Raw genomic sequence first — 22484 nt, 5'->3', positions numbered from 1 at the left:
CTCAGCCCCACAGCAGCACGGCGCCGACCGTGGCACTGGCCAGCCCGAGGAATACCGGGAGGGTCAGCGCGCGCACCGCGTCCTGGACCGGCACCCGTGCAAAGCCGGCGACCGCGATCAGCGAAGACCAGGCGATCAGCGTGCCGCCGCCCGTCCAGACCGCGCCCATCTGCCCGATGGCCGCCAGGGTTTCCGGCTGCATGCCGACCGACGGGGCCAGTGCGCCGGAGAGCGCACCGGTCAGCGGCAGACCCGAGAAGCCCGAGCCGTCGATGCCGGTGATCATGCCGACGACCAGCACACCAAACGCCACCAGGATCTGGCTTTGCGGGATCCATGCCTCGGCGTTCTGCACCAGCTCGAACAGCAGGCTGCGCGATTCCTCGGCTGGCAATCCCAGGATGGCCGCGGCCGTCTCTCCGGCACCCAGGTAGAAGAAGCCGGCAATGGGCAGCACCGAGCCCATGGCCTTGAAGGCGAACACAAAGCCGTCGGTGATGTGGTCGGCACTGGCATTGAGCATCTCGACCGCACCACGCGCGGCGAGGGTTGCCAGAATCATCAGCACCGCTGCGGCACCACCGACCAGCGCGGCGGCGTCGCCGCCCTTGAGATCAGGCATGCCGGAGACGAGCTTGGGCAGGATCATCACGGCCATGACCAGCAGGAACACCACTGGCGTCAGCACCGCAAAAAGTTTGGACCACTTCTGCAGGCGCCTGGGCTGGTCATGCACCAGATGATCCAGGCCCGAGTCGGAGAACGCGCCGTCATACTGCACCGCGTCGGCGATGTAGGCCTTGTGCTGGGTGCCCTCCTCCAGTTCCTCGGGCTTTTCATGCTCGATGGCCTTGGCCTCGTGATTGCTGCCCTGGTTCTGCCAGCGCACCAGCAACAGGTTGTTGGCGGGCTGAAACTGGCGGCGCAGCGTGAAGTACGCGAACACCAGGGCAATGAGCCCGGTGATCAGCGACAGGACCAGGGCCTGGTCGGCCACCACCGAGGCCACGCCGCCGGCGGCCCCGGCACTGATGCCCGGCGCCACCCCGATCACGTAGTCCGACGACAGCGCCATGCCCTGGCCGGCAATGGCAATGGCCACGGCGCCCGCCAGCGGCGGCATGCCCGCCGCGATCGCCGCAGGCAGCAGCACGGCGGAGACCAGCGGCACCGCCGGCGTCGGCCAGAAGAACAGCGAGATGAAGTACGTCGCAATGGCCAGCAGGAAGTAGGAAATGTGGCCGTTTTTCATCACCTTGCGCAGCGGCTCGACCATGCGGATGTCAGAGCGCAGCTCCTTGAGCGCGTTGAGCAAGGCGGTCATCAGCGCGATCACCAGGAAAATATTGAACAGCTCCTTGGCTGCGACAAAGCTGGCATTGAAGACACTGCCCAGAGCCCCGATGGGGTCCCCGGTCCAGGCGAACGTCACCAGAACGGTGGCGATGATTGATGGCACGACGACATTGGCACGGAAAATCATCGTGACAACAATCACTGCCACGCCCAGCAAATACATCCAGTGCGCAGCAGTCAAGGTTGCGCTTGCATCCATCGTGAGACTCCTTCAGGGGGTTGGGTAGGGAAGCCAAATTCGTTGGTATACAGTATTCCAACATTGGTGGGCGATCTATAAGCAAGAACCCTACCAACTTTCGTTACACCCAATACACTCAAAAAAATATGATGTAAGTCAATTGGTTGCAGTTTTTCCATGCTTTCAACGCGATACTACAGACTCATTAAAAGGGATACAAAATACAAAAAGACAACGTCATCCCTGTTTCAATGCACCGCCTCGCAGAAATGCCATCGGCGTGACCCAAGGTGGTGCGCATCAAGTTAGTGCAGGCCATATGGCGCCTCGCGTGCGCAATCCTTCCGAACCTGTTCACGCTCCGATGGCGCCAGGCACACGCCACACCCCAGCACACATGAAAAAAGGTGGCTGAGCCACCTCAAGCCACCCCTTTCTACCGGGTGCCAAGCCGCCATACCCCACCAGGATTGGCACGCATGCCAGGCACAGGGCGGGAGCGCGCCATCGACCGGGCCGAAAAGCCCCATCTCGATGTTGCGCCCCGACCTCAGACCTTGATGTCAGCCTCGGTCAGCACCTTCGCGCCCTGCTCCTGCAACAAGGCCTGCAGGGCCTGCAAGGCCGCGACGCCGCACTGCGTATCCTGCTCGCCATTGCCGCCGCTCAGGCCCACGCCGCCAACCACTTCGCCATTGACGACCACCGGGAAGCCCCCGACAAACACTGCGAACTTGCCTTCGAAGCTCCACTGAATGCCGAATGCCTCGTTGCCCGGCAAAGCCGGACCATTGGGCGGCGTGTTGAACAGGTGCGTGGAGCGCTTGTGCGTGGCGGCCGTGAAGGCCTTGTTCCACGAGATCTGCGGGCCGGTCACACGCGCGCCATCCATGCGCTCGAGCACCAGCGGAAAACCGCCTTCGTCCACGACGCACACCGTCTCCAGCACACCGATCTCGTGTGCCCTGCCAACGGCTGCCGCCACCATGGCGCGGGCCTCGGCGACATCCAGTTTCACTGTGGTTCTCATCTTCCCTGTCCTTGTTCAATTCGTGATTGCCATGCCGCTGCGCAGGTCTCTGGCGTGGTTCATCGACCTACCTGCCCATGCGCAGGATGGCCGGGCCGGGGTGGTGCGGCGCGCCCTGGGTAGCGGACCGGCTGCAAAAATACCGGCGCCGGCCCGCTTCCAAGCGGCGGCGCGTTGCACACCCGCTGCCGCCCACCCGAGGCGCCTGACCATCAGGCCGCCATCTTGAGCTGGTCCAGCGGCAGCTCCTGTTGCACGTAGTCGTAGTAAAGCGCGGTCGTATAGAGCAGGCGCATCTGGGCGCCGATCTCGCAGATCTTCAGGCACTTCTGCTGCAGTTCCACGGTGGTCGCGTGTTCGAGCACGATCTGGTAGCCGCGCTCGCCGTGGATTTCGTCGGAGACGATGTGCAGGTCGAAGAATTCGACTTCCTCGTCGGTGAAGCCGTACTTCTCGCGCAGCGTCGGGGTCTGGCGGCGGTAGATCGACGGCACCTGCGACTCCAGCCCCACCACCAGGCCGGCCACCGCGACGATCGGGTCTTCGCGCATGGCCACGCAATAGCACCAGCTCTGCAGCGCGCGGGTGGTGGCGTTCATGTTGTCAGGGTTCCTGACACGCTCGGCCGTGGTGCCACAGGCTTCGGCAAAGCGGATCAGCAGGTCGGTGTGGCGATCGCCGCCGATCTCTTCCTCATACATGTTGGCCAGCAGGAAATCCTTGGCCTCGGTGAAGTGCTCGGGCATGCGGGCATAGACGTAGCCTAGGTAATCGGCAAAGGGGCCGACATAGTGGTAATGGTTCTCGGCCCAGCGCGCCAGGTGCGCTCGGCTGAGCTGGCCACTGGCCCAGGCCACGCTGAAAGGGGCCTTGTTCGCGCTCTTGCCTTGGATGGCCTTTTCCAGGGCGGTGCGCAGTTCATCGCGGCTCAACAACTCGGACATATCTCAACTCCATCAGGTTCAGTGAACGATCGGCGGCACGGACACTGAGGCTCATGGCGAGCCAGCGCCTGCACAACCCGGCATAGAGGATGCTTCCGCCAACCTCTATGTATACAGTATACTTAAAAAGAAGCCAAAGATAACAATTTCTTGTTTGAATTTGTCTTCTTGGTATACAGTATGCATAAATCGATCCAAGGTATCGCTATGCCAACAGTCATCTTTCACAAGAACGGGAGCGCCTACGAAGGTGAGGTGCGGCCCAACACCAATCTGGTGGTCCGGGCAGGAATCAAGCAATTTCCATTCCCCCACCTGAGCTACGGCTGCGGGATGGGCAAGTGTGCCAAATGCACCTGCAAGGTCCTGGCCGGCGCCGAGAACCTGGGCACGCCCAACTGGAAGGAAAAGAAGCAGCTGGGCGACAAGCTCGACCAAGGCTATCGCCTGGCCTGCCAGTTGTGGATCCAGCACGACGTCGAGCTGGTCCAGGAAGACCCGCCCGGCGCCTGACGGTCGCCGCGCTCTCATTCATCGCTTTGTTTTTTCGAGGAGTCCCGCCATGTACGTCATCCTGACCAGCAAGGACGGCCAGTACCGCACCGAGGCCGTGGACGGCATCGAGGCCGTCGAGTGCTACGACTATGTTTTCTATGGGCGCAAGCGCGCGCAGTTCGTCATTGCCACCATCGATCGCCCGGTCAAGGTCCGCGTGGTCGACGAGGGGCTGCCGCCGGTGGTCAACCTGGTGCCCTCCAAGTTCCTGGAGAAGTTCGAGACGCTCGAGGCGGCCCGCGGCGCGCTCGGCGAGCTGACGCATTTCGGCGACATGGACATCCGGCTGGTCCCCGCGGCGCTGCCCGGCGCCACGGGCGGAGGGCACTGAAGATGGTCACCGTGACATTCATCAGCAATGACGGCAAGGCCGTCGAGGCGCCCGAGAACAGCAACCTGCTGCGCGTCTCGCTGCGCGAGAAGGGCGGCATCCCGTTCAAGTGCGGCGGCGGCCTTTGCGGCACCTGCAAGTGCCGCATCGAGCGGGGACTGGAAAACACCGACGCGGTCAAGCCCAAGGAGAAGAAGCACCTGAGCGATGACGATCTGAGCCAGGGCTACCGCATGGCCTGCCAGACCTTCGTCAAGGGCGACGTCAGCGTCTCCTGGTGACGCCTGGCAAGACCTGCCCGCTCCCGGGCAACACGGCTGCGCACCGCCCGCCCGACCTCTTCATCCGCACCCTTCATCCGCACCGATCGCACCAACATGACCACCACTTTCCACAACCACATTGCCGGCCAATGGCAACCCGCGCTGGGCGGCGCCCGCTTCGAAGACCGCAACCCCGCCGATGAACGCGATCTGATCGGCCTGTTTCCAGACTCCGGCGCCGAGGACGTGCAGGTCGCCGTGGCCGCCGTCGGCCAGGCCTGGCCGGCCTGGGCGGCCGCTTCGCCGGAAGTGCGCGCCAATGTGCTCTTCAAGGCGGCCGACCTGATGTCGGCGCGCGCCGAGGCCATTGCCGCCGAGCTGACCCGCGAGGAAGGCAAGACGCTGGGCGAGGCCCTCAATGAATCGCGCCGCATTGCCGCCAACTTCCGCCTCTACGCCGGCGAAGCGCTGCGGCTGGGCGGCGAGACCTACGCCAGCGAGGCCGGCCAGATGGTGCTGTCGCTGCGCCAGCCGGTGGGCGTGGTGGCGGTGATCACGCCCTGGAACTTCCCGCTCTCGATGGCGGCGCGCAAGATCGCGCCGGCGCTGGCGGCAGGCAATGGCGTGATCTTCAAGCCGTCCGAAGTGACTCCGCTGATGGGCCAGCGCCTCGTGGAAGTGCTGCTCGACGCCGGGTTGCCCGCCGGCCTGCTGGCGCTGGTGCATGGCCGCGGCGCCAGCGTGGGCCAGGCGATCACCGCCAGCCGCGGCATCGACGCCCTCACCTTCACCGGCTCCTACCAGGTGGGTCGGCAGATTGCCGCCGCACTGTCGACCGACACCCGCTGCCAACTGGAGATGGGCGGCAAGAACGCCACCATCGTGCTGGGCGACGCCGACCTGGACAAGGCCGCGGCCATCATCCGCCGCGGCGCTTTCGGCCTGACCGGCCAGGCCTGCACCGGCACCAGCCGCGTGCTGGTGGCGCGGCCACTGTACGCAGCCATGGTGGAGAAGCTGGCCGAGACGGCGCGTGGCATACGGGTGGGCCGCGGCACGGCCGAAGGCGTGGGCATGGGGCCGGTGGCCACCGCCCAGCAGTACGAGAAGGTGCTGAACTACATCGACATCGCCCGCGCCGAAGGCGCGCGTGTGGTCACCGGCGGTGCTTCGCTGCGCGAAAGCGATCCGGCGTTGGCGCATGGGTACTTCATCAGCCCAGCCGTGATCGATGGCGTGACGCCGCAAAGCCGCCTGATGAAGGAGGAGATCTTCGGCCCGGTGGTGGCCATCTGCCCGTTCGATGATTTCGACGAGGCCACAACCCTGGCCGACGACACCGAATATGGCCTGGCGGTCTCGCTGGTCACCAACGACCTGCAGAAGGTGATCGCCTTCGCACAGCGCACCCAGCACGGCATCGTCAAGGTCAACAGCCCGACTGGCGGCGTCTCGCTCAATGCGCCGTTCGGCGGCTTCAAGCACTCGAGCAACCAGGCCGCCAAGGAACAGGGCGGCGCCAACGTGATGGACTTCTACACGCGCATCAAGGCGGTCTACCTCGGAGGCTGACGCGCGATGTGGGCACTGCTGCAAAGCTGGCTGCCGGGCAGCCTGGGCACCTGGAGCTACCTGGGCATGGGTCTCGTCATTGCGATCGCCTCCTGCCTGCAGGGCATTGGCGGCATCGGCTTCGCGATGTTCACGGCGCCGATTGCCGGTCTGTTCTTTCCCGAGCTGGTACCCGGCCCGCTGCTGGTGCTCGGCTGCCTGCTCTCGACGCTCAGCGCCTGGCGCGAATTCGCCAGTGTCGACTGGAAGGCGGTCGGCATCGGCACCGCCGGCCGCATCGCCGGCACCCTGCTGGCGGCGCTGCTGATGGTGCTGCTCAGCCCGAACGCGCTGTCGGTCGCCTTCGCGCTGATGATTCTGGCGGCGGTGGCCATGAGCCTGGGCGGCTGGAAGATCGTGCAGGACGCGACCAGCCTCGGCGCCGCAGGCGTGATGTCCGGCATCATGGGCACCGTCACCTCGGCCGGCGCCGCCCCCTTTGCCATCCTGATGCAGAACCAGGCGCCGGCCAGGGTACGCGCCACCATGGGCTGCATCTTCAGCTTCGGCGCCGCCTTCTCGGTGCTCATCCTGGTGGGCATCGGCCGTTTCGACCTGCACGGCCTCGCGCTCGCCGGCCTGCTGCTGCCCTGGATGCTGCTGGGCTTTGCCATCTCCAGCCCGATCGGCCGACGCCTGGCGGGCAAGGCCCGGCCTCTGCTGCTGGGCCTCTCGGCCTTCAGCGCCGTCGGCATTCTGATCAAGGTGGTGCTGACATGACGCCGCACGGCCGCACGCGCCACCTGCGCCACACACACCAACGCGAATGCAGATGCGCGCAACGCCGCCTCCCCGCATTTCCCTGAATCCGTTCCAAGCCCACCATGCAACACATCTCCGACGCCACCATCGATGCCCTGATCACGCCTGCCGACGCCCAGCAGACCCTGCTGCAGGCCTGGCAGGATTTCGGCCATGCCCGTGCGGCCATGCAGGCACGCGTGCGTACCGAGGCGCAGGGCATCAAGCTCTCCACGCTGGGCGCAGTGATTCCGGATCAGCAGGTGGTCGGCGCCAAGGTCTACACCACCATCCAGGGGCAGTTCTCCTTCGTCATCCTGCTGTTCTCCAGCGAGACCGGGCAGGCGCTGGCGAGTTTCGACGCGGCCGCCATCACGCGGCTGCGCACCGCCGCCTGCTCCGTGCTCGCGGCGCGCCGGCTGGCCCATGTCCATCCGGACATGACGCTCGCCGTGCTGGGAGCCGGCCAGCAGGGCCTCTCGCACCTGCGCCAGCTGCGCGAGGCCTTCCCGCTGCGCGAAATCCGCATCTTCGATCCCCATCTGTCCGCCGAGCAGCTGGCGCATCTGCAGCAGGAAAGCGAGGCGCGCCAGGTCAAGCTGCGTGCCTGCACCGCCGCCGAGGCCGTGCAGGACGCCGATGTGGTCGTGACCGCCTCGCGCGCCACCGCGCCGCTCTTCGATGGCACCCTGCTCAAGCCGGGCGCGTTCGTCGCCGCCATCGGCTCGAGCCTGCCGCACACCCGGGAACTCGATGACACCGCCCTGGCGCGGGCGCGCAGCATCATCGTCGAATGGAAGCCGCAAAGCCTGCAGGAAGCCGGCGACTTGCGCATGGCCGCGCCCGAACTACGCATCGAGAACAAACTCGGCGAGCTCGCGCAAGTGCTCACGGGCGAACTGCAGCCGCGCCAGTCCCCGGACGACATCATCATCTACAAATCGGTGGGGGTCGGGCTGCAGGACGTGGCGCTGGCCGGCCTGGCCTGGAAGAAACTGCAGCAAGGGCTGCAGCGACCTGCCGGTCATTGAACCGCCGGGCCAGACAGGGCGTGGATGGATGATGATGCGCGCAAATCATCAAAAGACCGGCATCGGCCCCGCGCCCGAACAGGCACGCGCCCAACGCGTCCCAGAGCGTGTTCAAAGTCTTGGCGCGCTTGCCGTTGTGTCTGAAAAATCGTGGTTGCAAGGCGCAAACCGCAGCCGGGTTGGTGGCCCGGCGAGGATTTGTAACACCGCAGCACGCGCCTGCCGGGGCAGCCTGATCCGCGAAAAGATTGTGAACAGGTTCTCAGCCCTTGGCCAGGCTCTCCACCGGCAGGGAGGCGCCGGCCTCTGCCGGCTGCAACGGCGCCTCGCCAGGCAGTGCGGGCAGCGCCTCGGCACTGCGGGCTGCGTTATAGACATGCCGCGCCGCCAGCAGAGCCGCCAGCTCGGCATCGCCGGAGATCACCGCGCGCAGGATGGCGGCATGCTCTTCCCAGTTCTCACGGATGCGGAACTGGCTCGAATTGGCAAAGATCAGCGCCGTGCGCGCACGCAGCGAGCGGATGATCTCGCCGAGCACCGAATTGGCGGCCACCCGGGTGATGGCCTCGTGGAATTCGGCGTTGTCGCGGAGGATCGCCATCGTATCGGCGTCCTTGCCCAGCTTGGAGCCGGCATCGAGCAGACGTTGCAGTTTGGCGATCTGATCGGGGTCGTGGCGGCGCGCCGCCAGCTTGGCATTGAGCGCCTCCAGTGTGGCGCGCACCTCCACCATTTCCTCAATCTGCTCGGGCGTGTACTTGGTGACGCTGGCGCCGCGGCGCGGCTCGATGGTGACGATACCCTCGGCCGCCAGGGTGCGCAGCACCTCGCGGATCGGCATGCGCGAGACCCCCAGCAGCTCCGACAGATGTCCCTCGACAAGCCGGTCGCCCGGCTTGAACTCGCCGTTGAGAATCTTTTCCCGCAGCGCCTGCGTGACCAGCTCCGTCAATGGCGAATGCATGTCACCCAGACGGCGTGGCTTGATGGAAGAGTCCATGGTCTTTTCATTCTGAAATGCGACGCAATCAAGTGCGGCAAGGCTGCCGCTGCGCCAACGATGTCCATGGCAAATTATATGTTGTATGCAATTTTGCCATGCGGAATAGATGACTTTTCCCCTGCACATTCCACCATGACCTGAATCCGGCTGTCCATCCGCGAAACAGGCCCCCCTGCCCCCATCCTGCCATGTACCCCAACCTGCTTTCCATCTCGCATCCACCGGTTGCAGCCGCACCGGCCAGGACCATCGCCATCACCGGTGCCACCGGCAAGCTCGGCCGGCTGCTGCTGCCGCGCCTGCTGCAGCTGGGCCACCACGTGCGCGCCATCAGCCGCCGCCCGGTGTTCGAGCAGACCGACAGCCTGGACCGCCTGAGCTGGTTCACGGCGGATCTGGCCAGCCCGCAGACGCTCCACCGGCCGCTGCAGGGGGTCGATGCCGTGTTCCTGCTCAGCCCGATCGGCGAGACGATGGACCAGCTGCAGATCGGGCTGATCGAGGCCGCGGCCGCGCTGCGCGTGCCGCGCATCGTCAAGCTCTCCGGCTCGCACTGGACCATGACGCCGCCCTCACGCACGCTGGCCGGCGCCCTGCACCACCGCATTGAATCCAGGCTCGCCGGCCATCCCGGCGAGGTGGCCATCATCCGGCCCAACGCCTGGACCCAGGCCCTGCTCAGCGGCCTGGCCGGACCGCTCGAACATGGCGATGAAATCACCTCTCCCTATGGCAATGCGGCGGTGGCCTTCACCGACATCGAGGACATTGCCGACATGGCCGCGCACCTTCTGGCCGTGCAGGCCCTGCCGGCCCGCCAGCCCATCGTCATGAGCGGCCCGTCCGCCATGGATTTCACCGACATCGCCGCCCACCTGAGCGAACGGCTGGGCCGTTGCATCCGCTACCGTCCACTGACGAACGCCGAATATGCGCACCAACTGCAATCGAGCCAGCCCACGCCATTCCTGCGCCATGTCAAGCGCCAGTTCGCCGAACTGATTGCACGGGGCGAAGCAGCCCCCGTCACCGATGCCACGCCGCGCCTGCTGGGTCAGCCGGCCCGGCCGCCGCAGCACTACCTCAACCGCCTGGCGGCACTGGTGTAACACACCGGGGCATTCCAGCTCTTCCCATCCCCATCCAAGCACCAATCACCACTCTCCTCTCGACCACCATGACACTGAAGATCTACGGCATCGCCGCCTCGCGCGCCATGCGCCCATTGTGGGCCGCGCACGAACTGAACCTGCGCTATGAGCACATCCCGCTGCACTTCCGCTCGGAGCAGATCAAGCAGCCCGAATACCTGAGCCTCAATCCCAATGGCACGGTGCCCGTGATCGATGACGACGGGATCGTGCTGTTCGAGTCGCTGGCCATCACGCTGCATCTGGCGCGCCGCCATGGCCAGGGCACGCTCTGGCCCGAGGACATGGCCCAGCAGGCGCAGGCGCTGCAATGGACGCTGTGGGCAGCCACCGAAGCCGAGCCACCGGCGCGCCAGTGGTTCCAGCACACCAGCCTGCTGCCAGCCGAGCGGCGCAACGACACCCTGGCGGTGCAGGGCCTGGCCACGGTGCGGGCAAGGTTGGCCGTGCTCGAACAGCAGCTGCAAGGCCGGGACTACCTGCTGGGGCCCGCCTTCACGGTGGCGGACCTCAATGTGGCGGCAGTGCTGCAGCGCCTGCCAGTGTTCGCTGGCACGGACTTCCCGACTGCCCGCGCCTGGCATGCCCGCTGCTTCGAACGCCCGGCGGCGCTGCGCACCATGGCCATGCGCAATCAGGACGTCTGAGCACCAGACATCGGGATATCAGAGCATCTGCCGCAGAAAGGCCTGGGTGCGTTCGTGCTGTGGATGGGCAAAGAACTGCGCGGCCGGCGCCGATTCGATCAGCCGGCCCTGGTCCATGAAGACCACGCGGTTGGCCACCTCGCGGGCAAAGCCCATCTCGTGCGTGACCACCAGCATGGTCATGTGCTCGTGGGCCAGCTCGCGCATGGTGCGCAGCACCTCGCCGGTGAGTTCCGGGTCGAGCGCCGAGGTCGGCTCGTCGAACAGCATGATCTCGGGCTCCATCGCCAGCGCGCGGGCAATCGCCACACGCTGTTTCTGGCCGCCGGAGAGACGACCCGGATAGCTGTCGCGCTTGGCCAGCAGGCCCACCTTGGCCAGCAGCGCCTCGGCCTTGGGGATGACCGCTTCGCGGCGCAGCCCCTTGACGGTCATTGGCGCCTCGATGATGTTCTCCAGCACCGTCATGTGCGGAAACAGGTTGAAAGACTGGAACACCATGCCCATCTTGCGGCAGATGCGGCGCACCTCGCGGTCGGCCACATACTGGCTGCGGCCGCTGGCGTCCTGCACGGCCAGCGCCTCGCCGTCGATGGTTATGCTGCCCTCGTCGATGGTCTCCAGGTGATTGAGACAGCGCAGAAAAGTGCTTTTGCCCGAGCCGGACGGTCCGATCACCGCCACTACCTCGCCATGCGCGAGGTCAAGCGAGACACCGTCGAGCACGCGGTGCGGTCCGAAGGACTTGCCGATCTGCTGCGCCTGCACCATCCAGCGCGGCTGCAGGTCGGCACCGGCGACCGGCACATTACTGGTCATAGCGGGCATAGTGTCGCTCCAGGCGCTGGAACAGCCAGGTCAGCACCAGCGTCATCAGCAGGTAGAAAACGGCTGCCACCACGAAGGCGGTGGTATTGAAGTCGCGCTGCACGACCATGCGCGCTGCGCGCAGCAGGTCGTTGAGCGCGAGCACATAGATGAGCGAGGTGTCCTTGACCAGCGTGATGGTCTCGTTGCTCATCGGCGGCAGGATGTGACGCACCATCTGCGGCAGCACGATGCGGCGCATGGTCTGCGGATAGCTCATCCCCAGCACCTTGGCGCCCTCATACTGACCGCGGTCGACGGCCTGGATGCCGGAGCGGAAGATTTCCGCAAAATAGGCCGCGTAATTCAGCACGAAGGCCACCACCGCGGTGGGAAAGTCCGGCAGCGTGATGCCGATGCCCGGCAACGCGAAGTAGATGAAGAAGATCTGCAGCAACAGCGGCGTGCCGCGCATCAGCCAGATGTAGCCATTGACCAGGCCGCTGAGCCACCAGAAGCGCGAGATGCGCGCCAGCGCCAGCACCAGCCCGAGCGGAATCGCCAGCGACAGCGTGATGGCGAACAGCGTCAGCGTCACCTGCAGGCCCTGCCACAGCGCCGGCAGCATCGAGAGGACGTAGTTCATGGGCAGGGCCTGCGGCGCGCCAGCGGCGCCGCTTCAGGGGGAAAAAAGATCATGCAACGGGGAGGCGGCCCCAACCGGCTCCGGTCGGGCGGTTGCAGGCCGCAGGTGGTATCGGCAACGCCAGCGCGCGCCGGCTTACTTGATGACGTTGGCGCCGAACCATTGCTCGGAGATCTGCTGCGCCGTGCCGTCCTGCTTCATCGCGCCCAGCGTCTCGTCGAGCTTGCCCAGCAGGGCCTTGTCATCCAAGCGCGTGCCAACACCGTAATCCTCGGTGCCAAAGTTGTCTTCCAGCACGCGGAACTCGCTGGCGCGCTTGGCCACGTAGTAGCGGCCCACCACCTCGTCGACCACCACGGCGTCCAGACGGCCGGTACCCAGGTCCATCAGCGCGGTGATGTTGTCGCCGAAGGTCTTGAGTTCCTTGAAACTGGCGGCCGTGGCCTCGTCCTTCTGGATCGCATCGACGGCACTCGAGCCTTCCTGCGCGCCAACGACCTTGCCGGCCAGATCGGCCTTGCCGTCGATCGGCGAAGCCGCCGTCACGATGATGATCTGGTGGTTCTCCATGTAGGGCGCGGTAAAGCCGATGTTCTTCCTGCGCTCTTCGGTGATGGTCAGGCCGTTCCACAGCACATCCACGCGCCGGCTGTTGAGCTCGGCCTCCTTGGCGCTCCAGTCAATCGGCTTGAACTCGGCCTCGATGTTCATGCGCTTGGCCGCTTCGCGTGCCATGTCGATGTCGAAGCCGACCAGTTCGTTCTTCTCGTCACGGAAACCCATCGGCGGAAAGTTGTCGTCCAGGCCGACCACGATCTTCGCAGGCAGCGCGGGCGCCGGGGCCTCGGCCACCGGCGCGGGCTGGCTGGGAGCCGGCTGCTGCGCAGGTGCGTTGTCGGACTTGCCACAGGCGACCACCAGAACGGCCGCAGGAACGAGCAGAAGGGATTTGAGTTTGAGCATGGTCGGCAAATTGGGAGGTTGATGGCACGGACACCCGCACCACATCGGAAAAGACATCGAGAAAGGCCCGAAGGCGCGCTCTGCGCACCAGGGATTCCCGGGCACCGAGGCGCAACCCGGCATTCTCGCCGGTATTGCCGGTGATTTCAACCAAGCCGCAGCCGCGCGCCCGGTTCGCTCAGGACTTGCCCAGCAACAGCGAGAGCAGGCCCGCGGCAATCAACGGGCCCACCGGCACGCCCTTGAAAAACGCCACGCCCAGCACCGTACCAACCATCAGCCCCGGCACGATGGCCGGATTGCTGCCCATGAGCGTGACCCCGCGGCCGCCCAGCCAGGCCACCACCACGCCGACGATGACCGCCAGCAGCGGTTTCCAATGCATGAAGGAGCGCAGCAACTCGGCCGGGCCGATCTTGCCGCTGGCAATCGGAGTCATCACCGCCACCAGCAGAATGATGATGCCCACCGTCAGGCCGTGCTTTTGCACCAGCGGAAAGTAGACATGCAGCGGCGTGAGCCGGATCAGCAGCAGGCACAGCATGGCCACGGCCACCGAGGTGTTGTGGCTGACGATGCCCAGGCCGGCGATGGCCAGCAGAATCAGTGAGGTGGAATCGAACAGGGACATGATGGGGTTCGTCGAGAATTGGAAGCCTAGGGCGTCTGCCCAGTCACATCGGCACCGCTGAGCAACAAATAGGCGGCCTTGACACGCTGCGTGTCATGCCCCCAGCGGCGGTCGGCGGGCAGATGGCGCAACCAGCCAAGGCGGCGCACCGCCCGCGCCACCTCTGCCTGCACGGGCACGGGGCGTTGCTGCAACCAGGCGTGCCAGATCGATTGTGCCTCGGTCATGCCGCCGCTGACCAGCAACTGCAGCGCCCCCGATTGCGCATAGCACATCACATCGCGCACCTGGCACAGGGCCAATGGCAGCACGGCCTGCGGGTCATCCTCGAAATCGATGAAGCCGATCTGGCCCGCATCGCCTATCACCATGTTGCGGCAGAACGCCTGGCTCAGGCAATTGCCCGTGTCGTGCAGTGCGCCCAATGCCTCCAGACCCGATCGCCAAGCCGGCAGGATGCGTTCGGTCGCACCACTGGCCAGGCTGGCATCGAGCACATCCATGATGCTGTGCGTGCCCAACTCATCCATGACGAAGCCATCCACCTGCACGGCCAGCACATGTGGCACCCGCACGCCGGCACTGGCGAGTTGGCGCAGGCGCCGCACTTCCACGGCCAGCGAGGCCGGCCCGCCCATGCGTGTCGACACCGGCCGCAACCAGGCAAAACCCAGCACGCGTGCCAGCGCGCCCTGCGCCCAATAGCGCCATGGACTGCGCAATGGCGCGGCGCGCTTGATCCAGACGAAGCGGCCCGCCTGTTCATAACGCTGCGCGAGTCGTTGCTGCTGCGACAACCGATGCTGCAAGAACGCCTGCCAATCCTCGGTCTGCTCCACCGATTCCGCCGAAATCCCGCAATGATTATGGTCCACCATGCGCCACCCGCACCGATGAACGGACCCGCGCGGGCACTGCATCGACGCAAAATCCGTTATTTTAAAGTCTTCGCGTGGCCGTGCCCAATGCCATGCCTGTCCCCAGGTTCTTGGGCTGATGCACTGATATGGCGCATAAAAAATCCGACGCCCTGATCAGGGCGTCGGATTTCTTCAAAACCCGTCGACTTGCGTCTCCAGATCTTCCCTGCCCTCGCAGGCAGCGATCAGCCAATCAGCCAATCAGGAACTTTTCACGGTCCTGACCCTGAATCCAGCGCGGTGGTTTGCCGCGGCCGGTCCAGGTTTCACCGGTTTCCTTGTTGAGGTATTTGGCCGCGACCTTCTTGCTGGCACCAGCCGAGACACGGCTGGCGGACTTGCCGCCAAAGATATCCTGGGCCGTCAGCTCGAACTGCTGCACCAGCTTGTGGATGGTGGCCAGTGCATCGGCACGTTCCTGCTGGCGCAGTTCATTGATTTGTTGGTCCAGTTGCTGGCGCTGCAGCAATAGCTCGTTCAGTTGCGACATACTCAATTCCTGTTGGATGATCAAAGATGCTGATGCAATCCAGTTAATGCAGCCAATCGTGTGATCAATCGCACGATTGCACAATATCACCATGCATCATCATATGGCAGCCGATTATATACAAGGCCTGCGTTTGGGTGTGATTTCCTCATTCGATCACGGCCATTTATTCATATCCCTTGAAATCACCACGTTTTTCAATGTCGCATATCCACGATGCCACGGTGTCTTGCACGCATCGACCGTCCGGCACGGGATAATGGTGATCCATCATTGAATCACACCAGCCTGCCCCATGAGCATTTATTGCATTGGTGACGTACAGGGTTGCGATGCCGCCCTGGGGCGTCTGCTCGAAACCATTGATTTCTCGCCCAGCCGCGACCAGGTCTTTCTGCTGGGCGACCTCGTCAATCGCGGCCCACAATCGCTGCAGGTTTTGCAGCGCTGCATGCGCGCCGATGGCGCCATTGCCGTCATCCTGGGCAATCACGACCTGCACCTGCTGGCACGCTTTCATGGCGCACGCAAGGCCGGCCGGCGCGATACGCTGGACGATGTCCTGAGCGCGCCCGACTGCCCCGTCCTGATCGACTGGCTGCGCCGCCAGCCGCTGGTGCGCCAGCACATGATCGGCGCGGAGTCGCTGCTGATGGTGCATGCCGGCCTGCTGCCGGCCTGGAACGCCGCGCAGGCGCTGGCGCTGGCACAGGAGGTCGAGGACACGCTGGCCGGCCCGGATTGCGCGGCCTTCATGCACAGCATGTATGGCAACAAGCCACGCCGCTGGCGCGACACACTGCAGGGTCCGGATCGCCTGCGTGTCATCGTCAACGCATTCACGCGCCTGCGCTTTTGCAGCGCCGAGGGCCGCATGGACTTCGACAGCGCCGAAGGCGCCGATCAGGCTCCGCCCGGCCTGATGCCGTGGTTCGAGGTGCCCGGCCGCGCCAGCCGGGGCACCACCATCGCCTTCGGTCATTGGTCGACGCTGGGCGTGCAAGACCGCTGCAATGTGCTCGCGCTCGACAGCGGCTGCGTCTGGGGCGGCTGCCTGAGCGCGCTGCGCTTTGGCGATACGCTGGCCGCGCGCGAGCTCATCCAGGTCAAGTGCCAGGCCGCGCAGCAGCCCGGCTGAGCCAGGGGCCAAAGCACGGGCCGGCCCTGGCTCAGCCAGCCAGCTCCTATACTGAAACGACATCCAGCGGAAATGGCATCCGGCGCCACGCCGGGCCGCTTGAAAGCCAGGGCATTGCCCCCATCTGCGCAGCGACACTCGAAAGCATATTCACATGACAGAACAAACCACCTCCGCCACTGCCGCCCCTCTGACGCTGCCCCTGCTGCCACTGCGCGACGTGGTGGTGTTTCCCAGCATGGTGATTCCGCTGTTCGTGGGCCGCGCCAAGAGCATCAAGGCGCTGGAACTGGCCATGGAGCAGGACCGCCGCATCGTGCTGGTGTCGCAGAAATCGGCCTCGCAGGACGACCCAAAGACCGACGACTTGTTCGAGATCGGCTGCATCGCCGCCATCGTGCAGATGCTCAAGCTGCCCGACGGCACCGTCAAGGTGCTGGTCGAGGGGCGCGAGCGCGCCATGCTCGAATCGGTGGTGGAGACCGAATCGCACTTCGAGGCGACCGTGACGCCGCTGGAGATTCCGCCGGCAGCCCTTTCGCCCCCGGAACTCGAGGCATTGCGCCGCGCCGTGATGCAGCAGTTCGAGCAATACGCCAAGCTCAACAAGAAGATTCCGCAAGATATTGCCACCTCCATCGCCGGCATCGGCGACGCCGGCCAGCTGGCCGACACCATCATGGCGCACCTGCCCACCAAGCTGGAAGAAAAGCAGGAGCTGCTGCAGACGCTGGACGTGGGCCAGCGCCTGGAATCGCTGCTTGAGCAGCTCACCGCCGAGGTCGACATCCTGCAGATCGACAAGCGCATCCGCGGCCGCGTCAAGCGCCAGATGGAGAAAAACCAGCGCGACTTCTACCTCAACGAGCAGGTCAAGGCCATCCAGAAGGAGCTGGGCGAGGGCGAGGACGGCGCCGACATCGAGGAGCTGGAGAAGAAGATCCGGGCCGCCAAGATGCCAGCCGAGGCCCGCAAGAAGGCCGATGCCGAGCTCAAGAAGCTCAAGATGATGTCGCCCATGTCCGCCGAAGCCTCGGTGGTGCGCAACTACCTGGACGTGCTGGTCGGCCTGCCCTGGAGCAAGAAGACCAAGATCAAGAAGGACCTGCTGGCTGCCGAGGACATCCTCAACGAGGACCACTACGGGCTGGAGAAGGTCAAGGAACGCATCCTTGAGCACCTGGCCGTGCAGCAGCGCGTCGACAAGGTCAAGTCGCCCATCCTGTGCCTGGTCGGGCCTCCCGGCGTCGGCAAGACCTCGCTGGGCCAGTCCATCGCCAAGGCCACCGGCCGCAAGTACGTGCGCATGGCGCTCGGCGGCATGCGCGACGAGGCCGAGATCCGCGGGCATCGCCGCACCTACATCGGCGCCATGCCCGGCAAGATCCTGCAGAACCTCACCAAGGTGGGCACGCGCAACCCGCTCTTCCTGCTCGACGAGATCGACAAGCTCGGCGCCGACTTCCGCGGCGACCCCTCCAGCGCGCTGCTGGAGGTGCTCGACCCCGAACAGAACAGCCATTTCTCCGACCACTACGCCGAGGTCGATTTCGACCTCAGCGACGTGATGTTCGTGGCCACCTCCAACAGCATGAACATTCCGCCAGCGCTGCTCGACCGCATGGAGGTCATCCGCCTCTCGGGCTACACCGAGGACGAGAAAGTCAACATCGCACTCAAGTACCTGCTGCCCAAGCAGGTCCAGAACAACGGCGTGCAGGCCGGAGAGCTGGAAGTCGGCGAGGATGCCATCCGCGATATCGTGCGCTACTACACCCGCGAGGCGGGCGTGCGCTCGCTCGAGCGCGAGATCTCGCGCATCTGCCGCAAAGCCGTCAAGGGCATCCAGCTTGGCCGGATGCAAACCCCGGTGAAGGTGTCAAGCGCCAACCTGGCCGACTTCCTCGGCGTGCGCAAGTTCAACTACGGCCGCGCCGAGCAGGACAACAAGGTCGGCCAGGTGGTCGGCCTGGCCTGGACGGAAGTGGGCGGCGACCTGCTGACCATCGAGGCGGCCACCATGCCCGGCAAGGGCCTGGTCACGCGCACCGGCTCACTCGGCGACGTGATGAAGGAATCGGTCGAGGCCGCACGCACGGTGGTGCGCAGCCGCGCGCTGCAGTTGGGCATCCAGCCCGTGGACTTCGAGAAGAAGGACATCCACATCCACGTGCCCGATGGCGCCACCCCCAAGGACGGCCCGAGCGCCGGCGCGGCCATGGCCACCGCCTTCGTCTCGGCACTGACCGGCATTGCGGTGCGCGCCGATGTGGCCATGACCGGCGAGATCACGCTGCGCGGCGAAGTCACCGCCATCGGGGGCCTCAAGGAAAAGCTGTTGGCTGCGCTGCGCGGCGGCATCAAGACCGTGCTGATCCCGGAGGAAAACGTCAAGGACTTGCAGGAAATCCCTGACGTGGTGCGCAATGGCCTGGAGATCATTCCAGTCAAGTGGTTCGATCAGGTGCTGCAGCATGCGCTGGTGCGCCAGCCCACGCCGCTCTCGGAAGAAGATGTGGCGACCGCCAACGCCGCCGCTGCCGGCCAGCGCACCGGCAGCGACCTCAGCGCCGGCTCCTCGATGGTGGACATCGTCTCGCATTGAGTCCGAGGGGGCCTGCGACAGGTTGATCGAGAAAGGCACAAATTTTTTGGATGGTTTTCCATCGCCGCCGAAAATTGCGCTAGAATCTCGGTCTTCCGAAGACAAGCGAATGTTTCGCAACTCCCAGGAAACCACGCGGGAATAGCTCAGTTGGTAGAGCGCAACCTTGCCAAGGTTGAGGTCGCCGGTTCGAGACCGGTTTCCCGCTCCATATTCCATCGGCCAGCAGCTTCAAGCTTCGGACCGATTCATGAAAAGGGCCTCACGGCCCTTTTTTGTTGCCAGAATCGCACTCCTCCCGTTTCCGGAGGCCGCATGCGCAGGGCATCGCATGCGGGGCAGGCATCACCCTCTTTGCAGCTCCAGCCCGGCGTGTTCGCGCAGCGGGTGGAAGATGATCTTCGGGAAGCGCTCCTGCGCCAGCCGCACGTCATACGGCGAGGTGCACATGTAGGCCAGCGCATTGGCGGCATCATGCGCCATGCGCAGCGGGTAGGCCGCCTCGAACTTCTTGAGCTCATCGGGCGTCTCGGCGCTGATCCAGCGCGCGCTGGTGTACTGGCTGGGCTCCAGACGGACTTCGGCGTCGTACTCCGTCTTCAGGCGGTGCTGCACCACCTCGAACTGCAGCTGGCCAACGGCGCCCAGCAGCATGTTGCCGCCGGCATCGGGCTTGAAGACCTGGATGGCGCCTTCTTCGCCTAACTGCATCAAACCCTGCTGCAACTGCTTGGTTCTGAGTGGATTCTTCAGCACCACGGTCGCGAACATCTCCGGTGCGAAGAACGGCAGGCCAGTGAATTGCAGGTTGGCGCCATCGGTGATGGTGTCGCCCAGCTGCACGCCGCCATGCGTGGTGAAACCGATGATGTCACCGGCATAGGCTTCTTCCACCGCCTCGCGGCGCTGGCTCATGAAGGTCACCACGCTGGTCGGGCGCAGTTCCTTGCCGCTGCGCTGCACCTTGAGTTTCATGCCGGGCGTGTACTTGCCTGACGCCACGCGCACGAAGGCGATACGGTCGCGGTGGTTGGCATCCATGTTGGCCTGCACCTTGAAGACCACGCCGGAGAAAGCCTTATCAGCCGGGTGGATGGTGGTCTCGGTCACCTCACCATTCCTGCCGATCAGGCGGCTGGTGCGATCACCCGGCGGCGGCGACATATCGACCACCGCGTCCAGCACTTCCATCACCCCGAAGTTGTTGACGCCGGAGCCGAAGAACACCGGCGTGAGCTTGCCGGCGAGGAAGGCCTCGTGGTCCCACTCGGCCGAAGCGCCCTGCGCCAGCTCCATCGCTTCGAGCGCATCGTCGAAGGCCTGGCCGAAGCGCGCCCGCAAGCGGTCGCTTTCGGCCAGCGGGATGACCTCGAAGTCCTGCGGACGCTTGTCGCTGCCGGGCTGGAACACGGTCATGCTCTGCGTCTGCAGGTTGATGATGCCGCCAAAGCCCTTGCCCTGCCCCACCGGCCAGGTGATGGGGCAGCAGGGCATTTTCAGTTCGCGCTCGACCTCGTCGAGGATGTCCAGCGGGTCCCGCACCTCGCGGTCCATCTTGTTGACGAAGGTGATGATGGGCGTATCGCGCTGGCGGCACACCTCGATCAGCCGGCGGGTCTGCGATTCGACACCGTTGGCCGCGTCGATCACCATCAGGGCCGAATCCACCGCCGTGAGCACGCGGTAGGTGTCTTCCGAGAAGTCCTTGTGGCCGGGCGTGTCGAGGAGGTTGATGACATGGTCGCGGTAGCTCATCTGCATCACGCTGGAGGCCACCGAGATACCGCGCTGCTTCTCGATCTCCATCCAGTCGCTGGTGGCATGGCGGCTGGCCTTGCGGCCCTTGACGGCCCCGGCGATCTGGATCGCGCCGGAGAACAGCAGCAGCTTTTCCGTCAGCGTGGTCTTACCCGCATCCGGGTGGGAGATGATGGCGAAGGTGCGCCGGCGGCGGGTTTCGTTTTCGTAGGTCACAAGTGGGTCCGGGCTGTCCAGGCAAACGCAAACCCGCCATTTTAATGACCTCGCTCGCCGGATGCGCGCCTAATCCAATCACGCGGCATGCAGGGCGCGCTCGATGGCCAGGCCCAGCGCCAGCACGGCACGATCGGCCAGGCGGGCACCCGCAAACATCAGGCCCACCGGCAATTCCTGCGCGTCCCGAGGCGCCGGCAGGGAGAGCGCAGGCAGGTCGTGGAAGTTGAACACCGAGGTATTGCGCAAGGCCAGCGCATTGGCCTTCATGAAGGCCTCTTCATCGGCCAGGCTCGCGATGCTCGGCGCCGTGAACACCACGGTGGGCAGCATGACCAGGTCGTACCCCGTCATGCGTCGATCGAACGCACGCTGCAGCTGCACGCGCTGCTGCAGGATCCGGATGTAGCTGGCCGCATCCAGCGCCATGCCGCGTTCGATGCGTGCGAGCACCAACGGATCGTACTCGGCCGCACGGTCCGGCAGGTACGGCTGATGGATCGCCGCCGCCTCCGCGGCAATCAGCGTGCCCTTGCGCTGGATCTGGAAGGGCGCGCTCAGCCATTCGTCCCAGGCCACATCGTCAATCTGGGCGCCCTGGCGCCGCAACACCTCCAGCGCTTGCTCGAATGCCTGGAGCACCTGCGCATCCGCCTCCGAGAACAGCAGCCCGCGCGGCACGGCAATGCGCAAGCCCCTGACGCGGCGCTCGGGCAGCTCCGCCTGATCCGGGGACAGGCCGGCCATGACCGCATCGGCCATCGCGCAATCTGCCACGCTGGCGGCCAGCGGACCGATGCTGTCGAGACTAAACGAGAGCGGAAACGCCCCCTCCCTGGGGACCCGCTGCACGCTGGGCTTGAACCCGGTAACGCCATTGAGCGCAGCCGGAATGCGGACCGAGCCGCCCGTGTCGGAGCCCACAGCGATCTCGCACAGGCCCAGCGCCACGGCCACCCCGGCGCCGGACGAGGAGCCTCCCGGGATGCGCGTCGCGTCCCGGGCGTTGCCAGGCGTGCCGAAATGCGGGTTGATGCCAATCCCCGAGAAGGCGAACTCGGTCATGTTGGTCTTGCCGATCACCACGCAGCCGGCCGCCCGCAGGCGCGCGACCACCGCCGCATCCTGCCTGGCCGCAGGGGCCTGCGCCAGCAGCCTGGAGCCGGCCGTCGTCACCGTGCCTGCGACATCCAGCAAATCCTTGACGCTGACGATGCGTCCATCCAGCGGCCCCAACGAGCGGCCATGCCTAGCCCGTGCATCCGCCGCCTGCGCTTCCTCTCGGGCGCTGTCCTCGTAGAGGTGGGTGAAGATGCGCCGTGCGCGCTCGCTGTCGCCATGGATGCGCACAAGGCATTGCTCCAGGCGTTCCAAAGAAGTTGTCATGAAAGGCGATTCCCGTAGGTCTTCCAAAACAGGGCGTCACGCTGCCGAAAGGGCGCGACAAGACCCCATGCCCGTGCCTC

General features: G+C 65.2%; 22 protein-coding genes and 1 tRNA gene. 11 read left to right on the top strand and 12 right to left on the bottom strand.

What is annotated here, in order from left to right; genetic code table 11:
• Window position 1 precedes the first annotated feature (1 nt).
• The 3 genes from EV687_RS14825 to EV687_RS14815 form a co-directional block, all read right to left on the bottom strand.
• Window positions 2-1555: a hypothetical protein gene (locus EV687_RS14825; RefSeq protein ID WP_122229587.1), complete on the bottom strand. Its 1554-nt coding sequence runs from the start codon at window positions 1553-1555 to the stop codon at window positions 2-4.
• Window positions 1556-2087: 532 nt separating this feature from the next.
• Window positions 2088-2567 (bottom strand): GlcG/HbpS family heme-binding protein, encoded by a 480-nt coding sequence (locus tag EV687_RS14820; protein ID WP_122229589.1) that lies wholly within the window; start codon window positions 2565-2567, stop codon window positions 2088-2090.
• A 212-nt stretch (window positions 2568-2779) separates the two neighbouring features.
• Complete coding sequence (locus EV687_RS14815; RefSeq protein WP_122229591.1) at window positions 2780-3511, bottom strand: iron-containing redox enzyme family protein; 732 nt, start codon at window positions 3509-3511, stop codon at window positions 2780-2782.
• Between the two features lie 207 nt (window positions 3512-3718).
• Between EV687_RS14815 and EV687_RS14810 the strand changes: the two genes are divergently transcribed.
• The 6 genes from EV687_RS14810 (at window position 3719) to EV687_RS14785 (ending at window position 8043) form a co-directional block, all read left to right on the top strand.
• Window positions 3719-4024, top strand: coding sequence for a 2Fe-2S iron-sulfur cluster-binding protein (locus tag EV687_RS14810; RefSeq protein ID WP_122229593.1), 306 nt, complete (start codon window positions 3719-3721; stop codon window positions 4022-4024).
• A 49-nt stretch (window positions 4025-4073) separates the two neighbouring features.
• Entirely contained in the window at window positions 4074-4397 is a 324-nt protein-coding gene (locus EV687_RS14805; RefSeq protein ID WP_122229595.1) for a ferredoxin, read from the top strand.
• A gap of 2 nt (window positions 4398-4399) precedes the next feature.
• The gene (locus EV687_RS14800; RefSeq protein ID WP_122229597.1) at window positions 4400-4678 is read left to right on the top strand and encodes a 2Fe-2S iron-sulfur cluster-binding protein; all 279 of its coding nucleotides are present in this window, start codon (window positions 4400-4402) and stop codon (window positions 4676-4678) included.
• Between the two features lie 96 nt (window positions 4679-4774).
• Complete coding sequence (locus EV687_RS14795) at window positions 4775-6232, top strand: aldehyde dehydrogenase family protein (RefSeq protein ID WP_122229599.1); 1458 nt, start codon at window positions 4775-4777, stop codon at window positions 6230-6232.
• Between the two features lie 6 nt (window positions 6233-6238).
• On the top strand, window positions 6239-6991 hold the full coding sequence (locus EV687_RS14790) for a sulfite exporter TauE/SafE family protein (protein WP_122229601.1): 753 nt from the start codon (window positions 6239-6241) through the stop codon (window positions 6989-6991).
• 104 nt (window positions 6992-7095) lie between these two features.
• Window positions 7096-8043 (top strand): ornithine cyclodeaminase family protein, encoded by a 948-nt coding sequence (locus EV687_RS14785; RefSeq protein WP_122229603.1) that lies wholly within the window; start codon window positions 7096-7098, stop codon window positions 8041-8043.
• Window positions 8044-8305: 262 nt separating this feature from the next.
• On the opposite strand, the gene EV687_RS14780 is transcribed toward EV687_RS14785, so the two are convergent.
• Entirely contained in the window at window positions 8306-9043 is a 738-nt protein-coding gene (locus EV687_RS14780; RefSeq protein ID WP_122229605.1) for a GntR family transcriptional regulator, read from the bottom strand.
• 191 nt (window positions 9044-9234) lie between these two features.
• Between EV687_RS14780 and EV687_RS14775 the strand changes: the two genes are divergently transcribed.
• Window positions 9235-10155, top strand: a complete 921-nt coding sequence (locus EV687_RS14775; protein WP_122229607.1) for an NAD(P)H-binding protein — start codon at window positions 9235-9237, stop codon at window positions 10153-10155.
• Window positions 10156-10223: 68 nt separating this feature from the next.
• Window positions 10224-10844, top strand: a complete 621-nt coding sequence (locus tag EV687_RS14770) for a glutathione S-transferase family protein (protein ID WP_122229609.1) — start codon at window positions 10224-10226, stop codon at window positions 10842-10844.
• Between the two features lie 18 nt (window positions 10845-10862).
• On the opposite strand, the gene EV687_RS14765 is transcribed toward EV687_RS14770, so the two are convergent.
• The 6 genes from EV687_RS14765 to EV687_RS14740 all read right to left on the bottom strand — a co-directional run bounded on the left by EV687_RS14765 (window position 10863) and on the right by EV687_RS14740 (window position 15301).
• Window positions 10863-11615, bottom strand: a complete 753-nt coding sequence (locus EV687_RS14765) for an amino acid ABC transporter ATP-binding protein (RefSeq protein WP_122229927.1) — start codon at window positions 11613-11615, stop codon at window positions 10863-10865.
• A 37-nt stretch (window positions 11616-11652) separates the two neighbouring features.
• Complete coding sequence (locus EV687_RS14760; protein ID WP_122229611.1) at window positions 11653-12297, bottom strand: amino acid ABC transporter permease; 645 nt, start codon at window positions 12295-12297, stop codon at window positions 11653-11655.
• Window positions 12298-12432: 135 nt separating this feature from the next.
• On the bottom strand, window positions 12433-13260 hold the full coding sequence (locus tag EV687_RS14755) for an amino acid ABC transporter substrate-binding protein (protein WP_122229613.1): 828 nt from the start codon (window positions 13258-13260) through the stop codon (window positions 12433-12435).
• A gap of 178 nt (window positions 13261-13438) precedes the next feature.
• Complete coding sequence (locus EV687_RS14750) at window positions 13439-13891, bottom strand: DUF441 domain-containing protein (RefSeq protein ID WP_122229615.1); 453 nt, start codon at window positions 13889-13891, stop codon at window positions 13439-13441.
• A 26-nt stretch (window positions 13892-13917) separates the two neighbouring features.
• Entirely contained in the window at window positions 13918-14769 is an 852-nt protein-coding gene (locus tag EV687_RS14745) for a BUD32 family EKC/KEOPS complex subunit (protein WP_130466532.1), read from the bottom strand.
• Between the two features lie 235 nt (window positions 14770-15004).
• A complete protein-coding gene (locus EV687_RS14740) occupies window positions 15005-15301 on the bottom strand; it encodes an H-NS histone family protein (RefSeq protein ID WP_122229619.1) in 297 nt (98 codons plus the stop codon).
• 295 nt (window positions 15302-15596) lie between these two features.
• Here EV687_RS14740 and EV687_RS14735 point away from each other — a divergent pair, with 295 nt between their 5' ends.
• The 3 genes from EV687_RS14735 to EV687_RS14725 all read left to right on the top strand — a co-directional run bounded on the left by EV687_RS14735 (window position 15597) and on the right by EV687_RS14725 (window position 19255).
• Complete coding sequence (locus EV687_RS14735; protein WP_122229621.1) at window positions 15597-16439, top strand: symmetrical bis(5'-nucleosyl)-tetraphosphatase; 843 nt, start codon at window positions 15597-15599, stop codon at window positions 16437-16439.
• Window positions 16440-16593: 154 nt separating this feature from the next.
• A complete protein-coding gene (lon, locus tag EV687_RS14730) occupies window positions 16594-19044 on the top strand; it encodes an endopeptidase La (RefSeq protein ID WP_122229622.1) in 2451 nt (816 codons plus the stop codon).
• A 135-nt stretch (window positions 19045-19179) separates the two neighbouring features.
• A tRNA-Gly gene (locus EV687_RS14725) sits at window positions 19180-19255 on the top strand.
• Window positions 19256-19389: 134 nt separating this feature from the next.
• On the opposite strand, the gene EV687_RS14720 is transcribed toward EV687_RS14725, so the two are convergent.
• Both EV687_RS14720 and EV687_RS14715 read right to left on the bottom strand, forming a co-directional pair.
• Complete coding sequence (locus tag EV687_RS14720) at window positions 19390-21018, bottom strand: peptide chain release factor 3 (RefSeq protein WP_122229624.1); 1629 nt, start codon at window positions 21016-21018, stop codon at window positions 19390-19392.
• Between the two features lie 78 nt (window positions 21019-21096).
• The gene (locus EV687_RS14715; protein WP_122229626.1) at window positions 21097-22404 is read right to left on the bottom strand and encodes an amidase; all 1308 of its coding nucleotides are present in this window, start codon (window positions 22402-22404) and stop codon (window positions 21097-21099) included.
• Between the last annotated feature and the right edge of the window lie 80 nt (window positions 22405-22484).

The organism is Corticibacter populi (genome assembly GCF_004217315.1).
GTDB lineage: Bacteria > Pseudomonadota > Gammaproteobacteria > Burkholderiales > Burkholderiaceae_C > Lampropedia > Lampropedia populi.
Note: the sequence above shows the minus strand (reverse complement) of the source record. Positions and strands in the feature narration are given on the sequence as shown.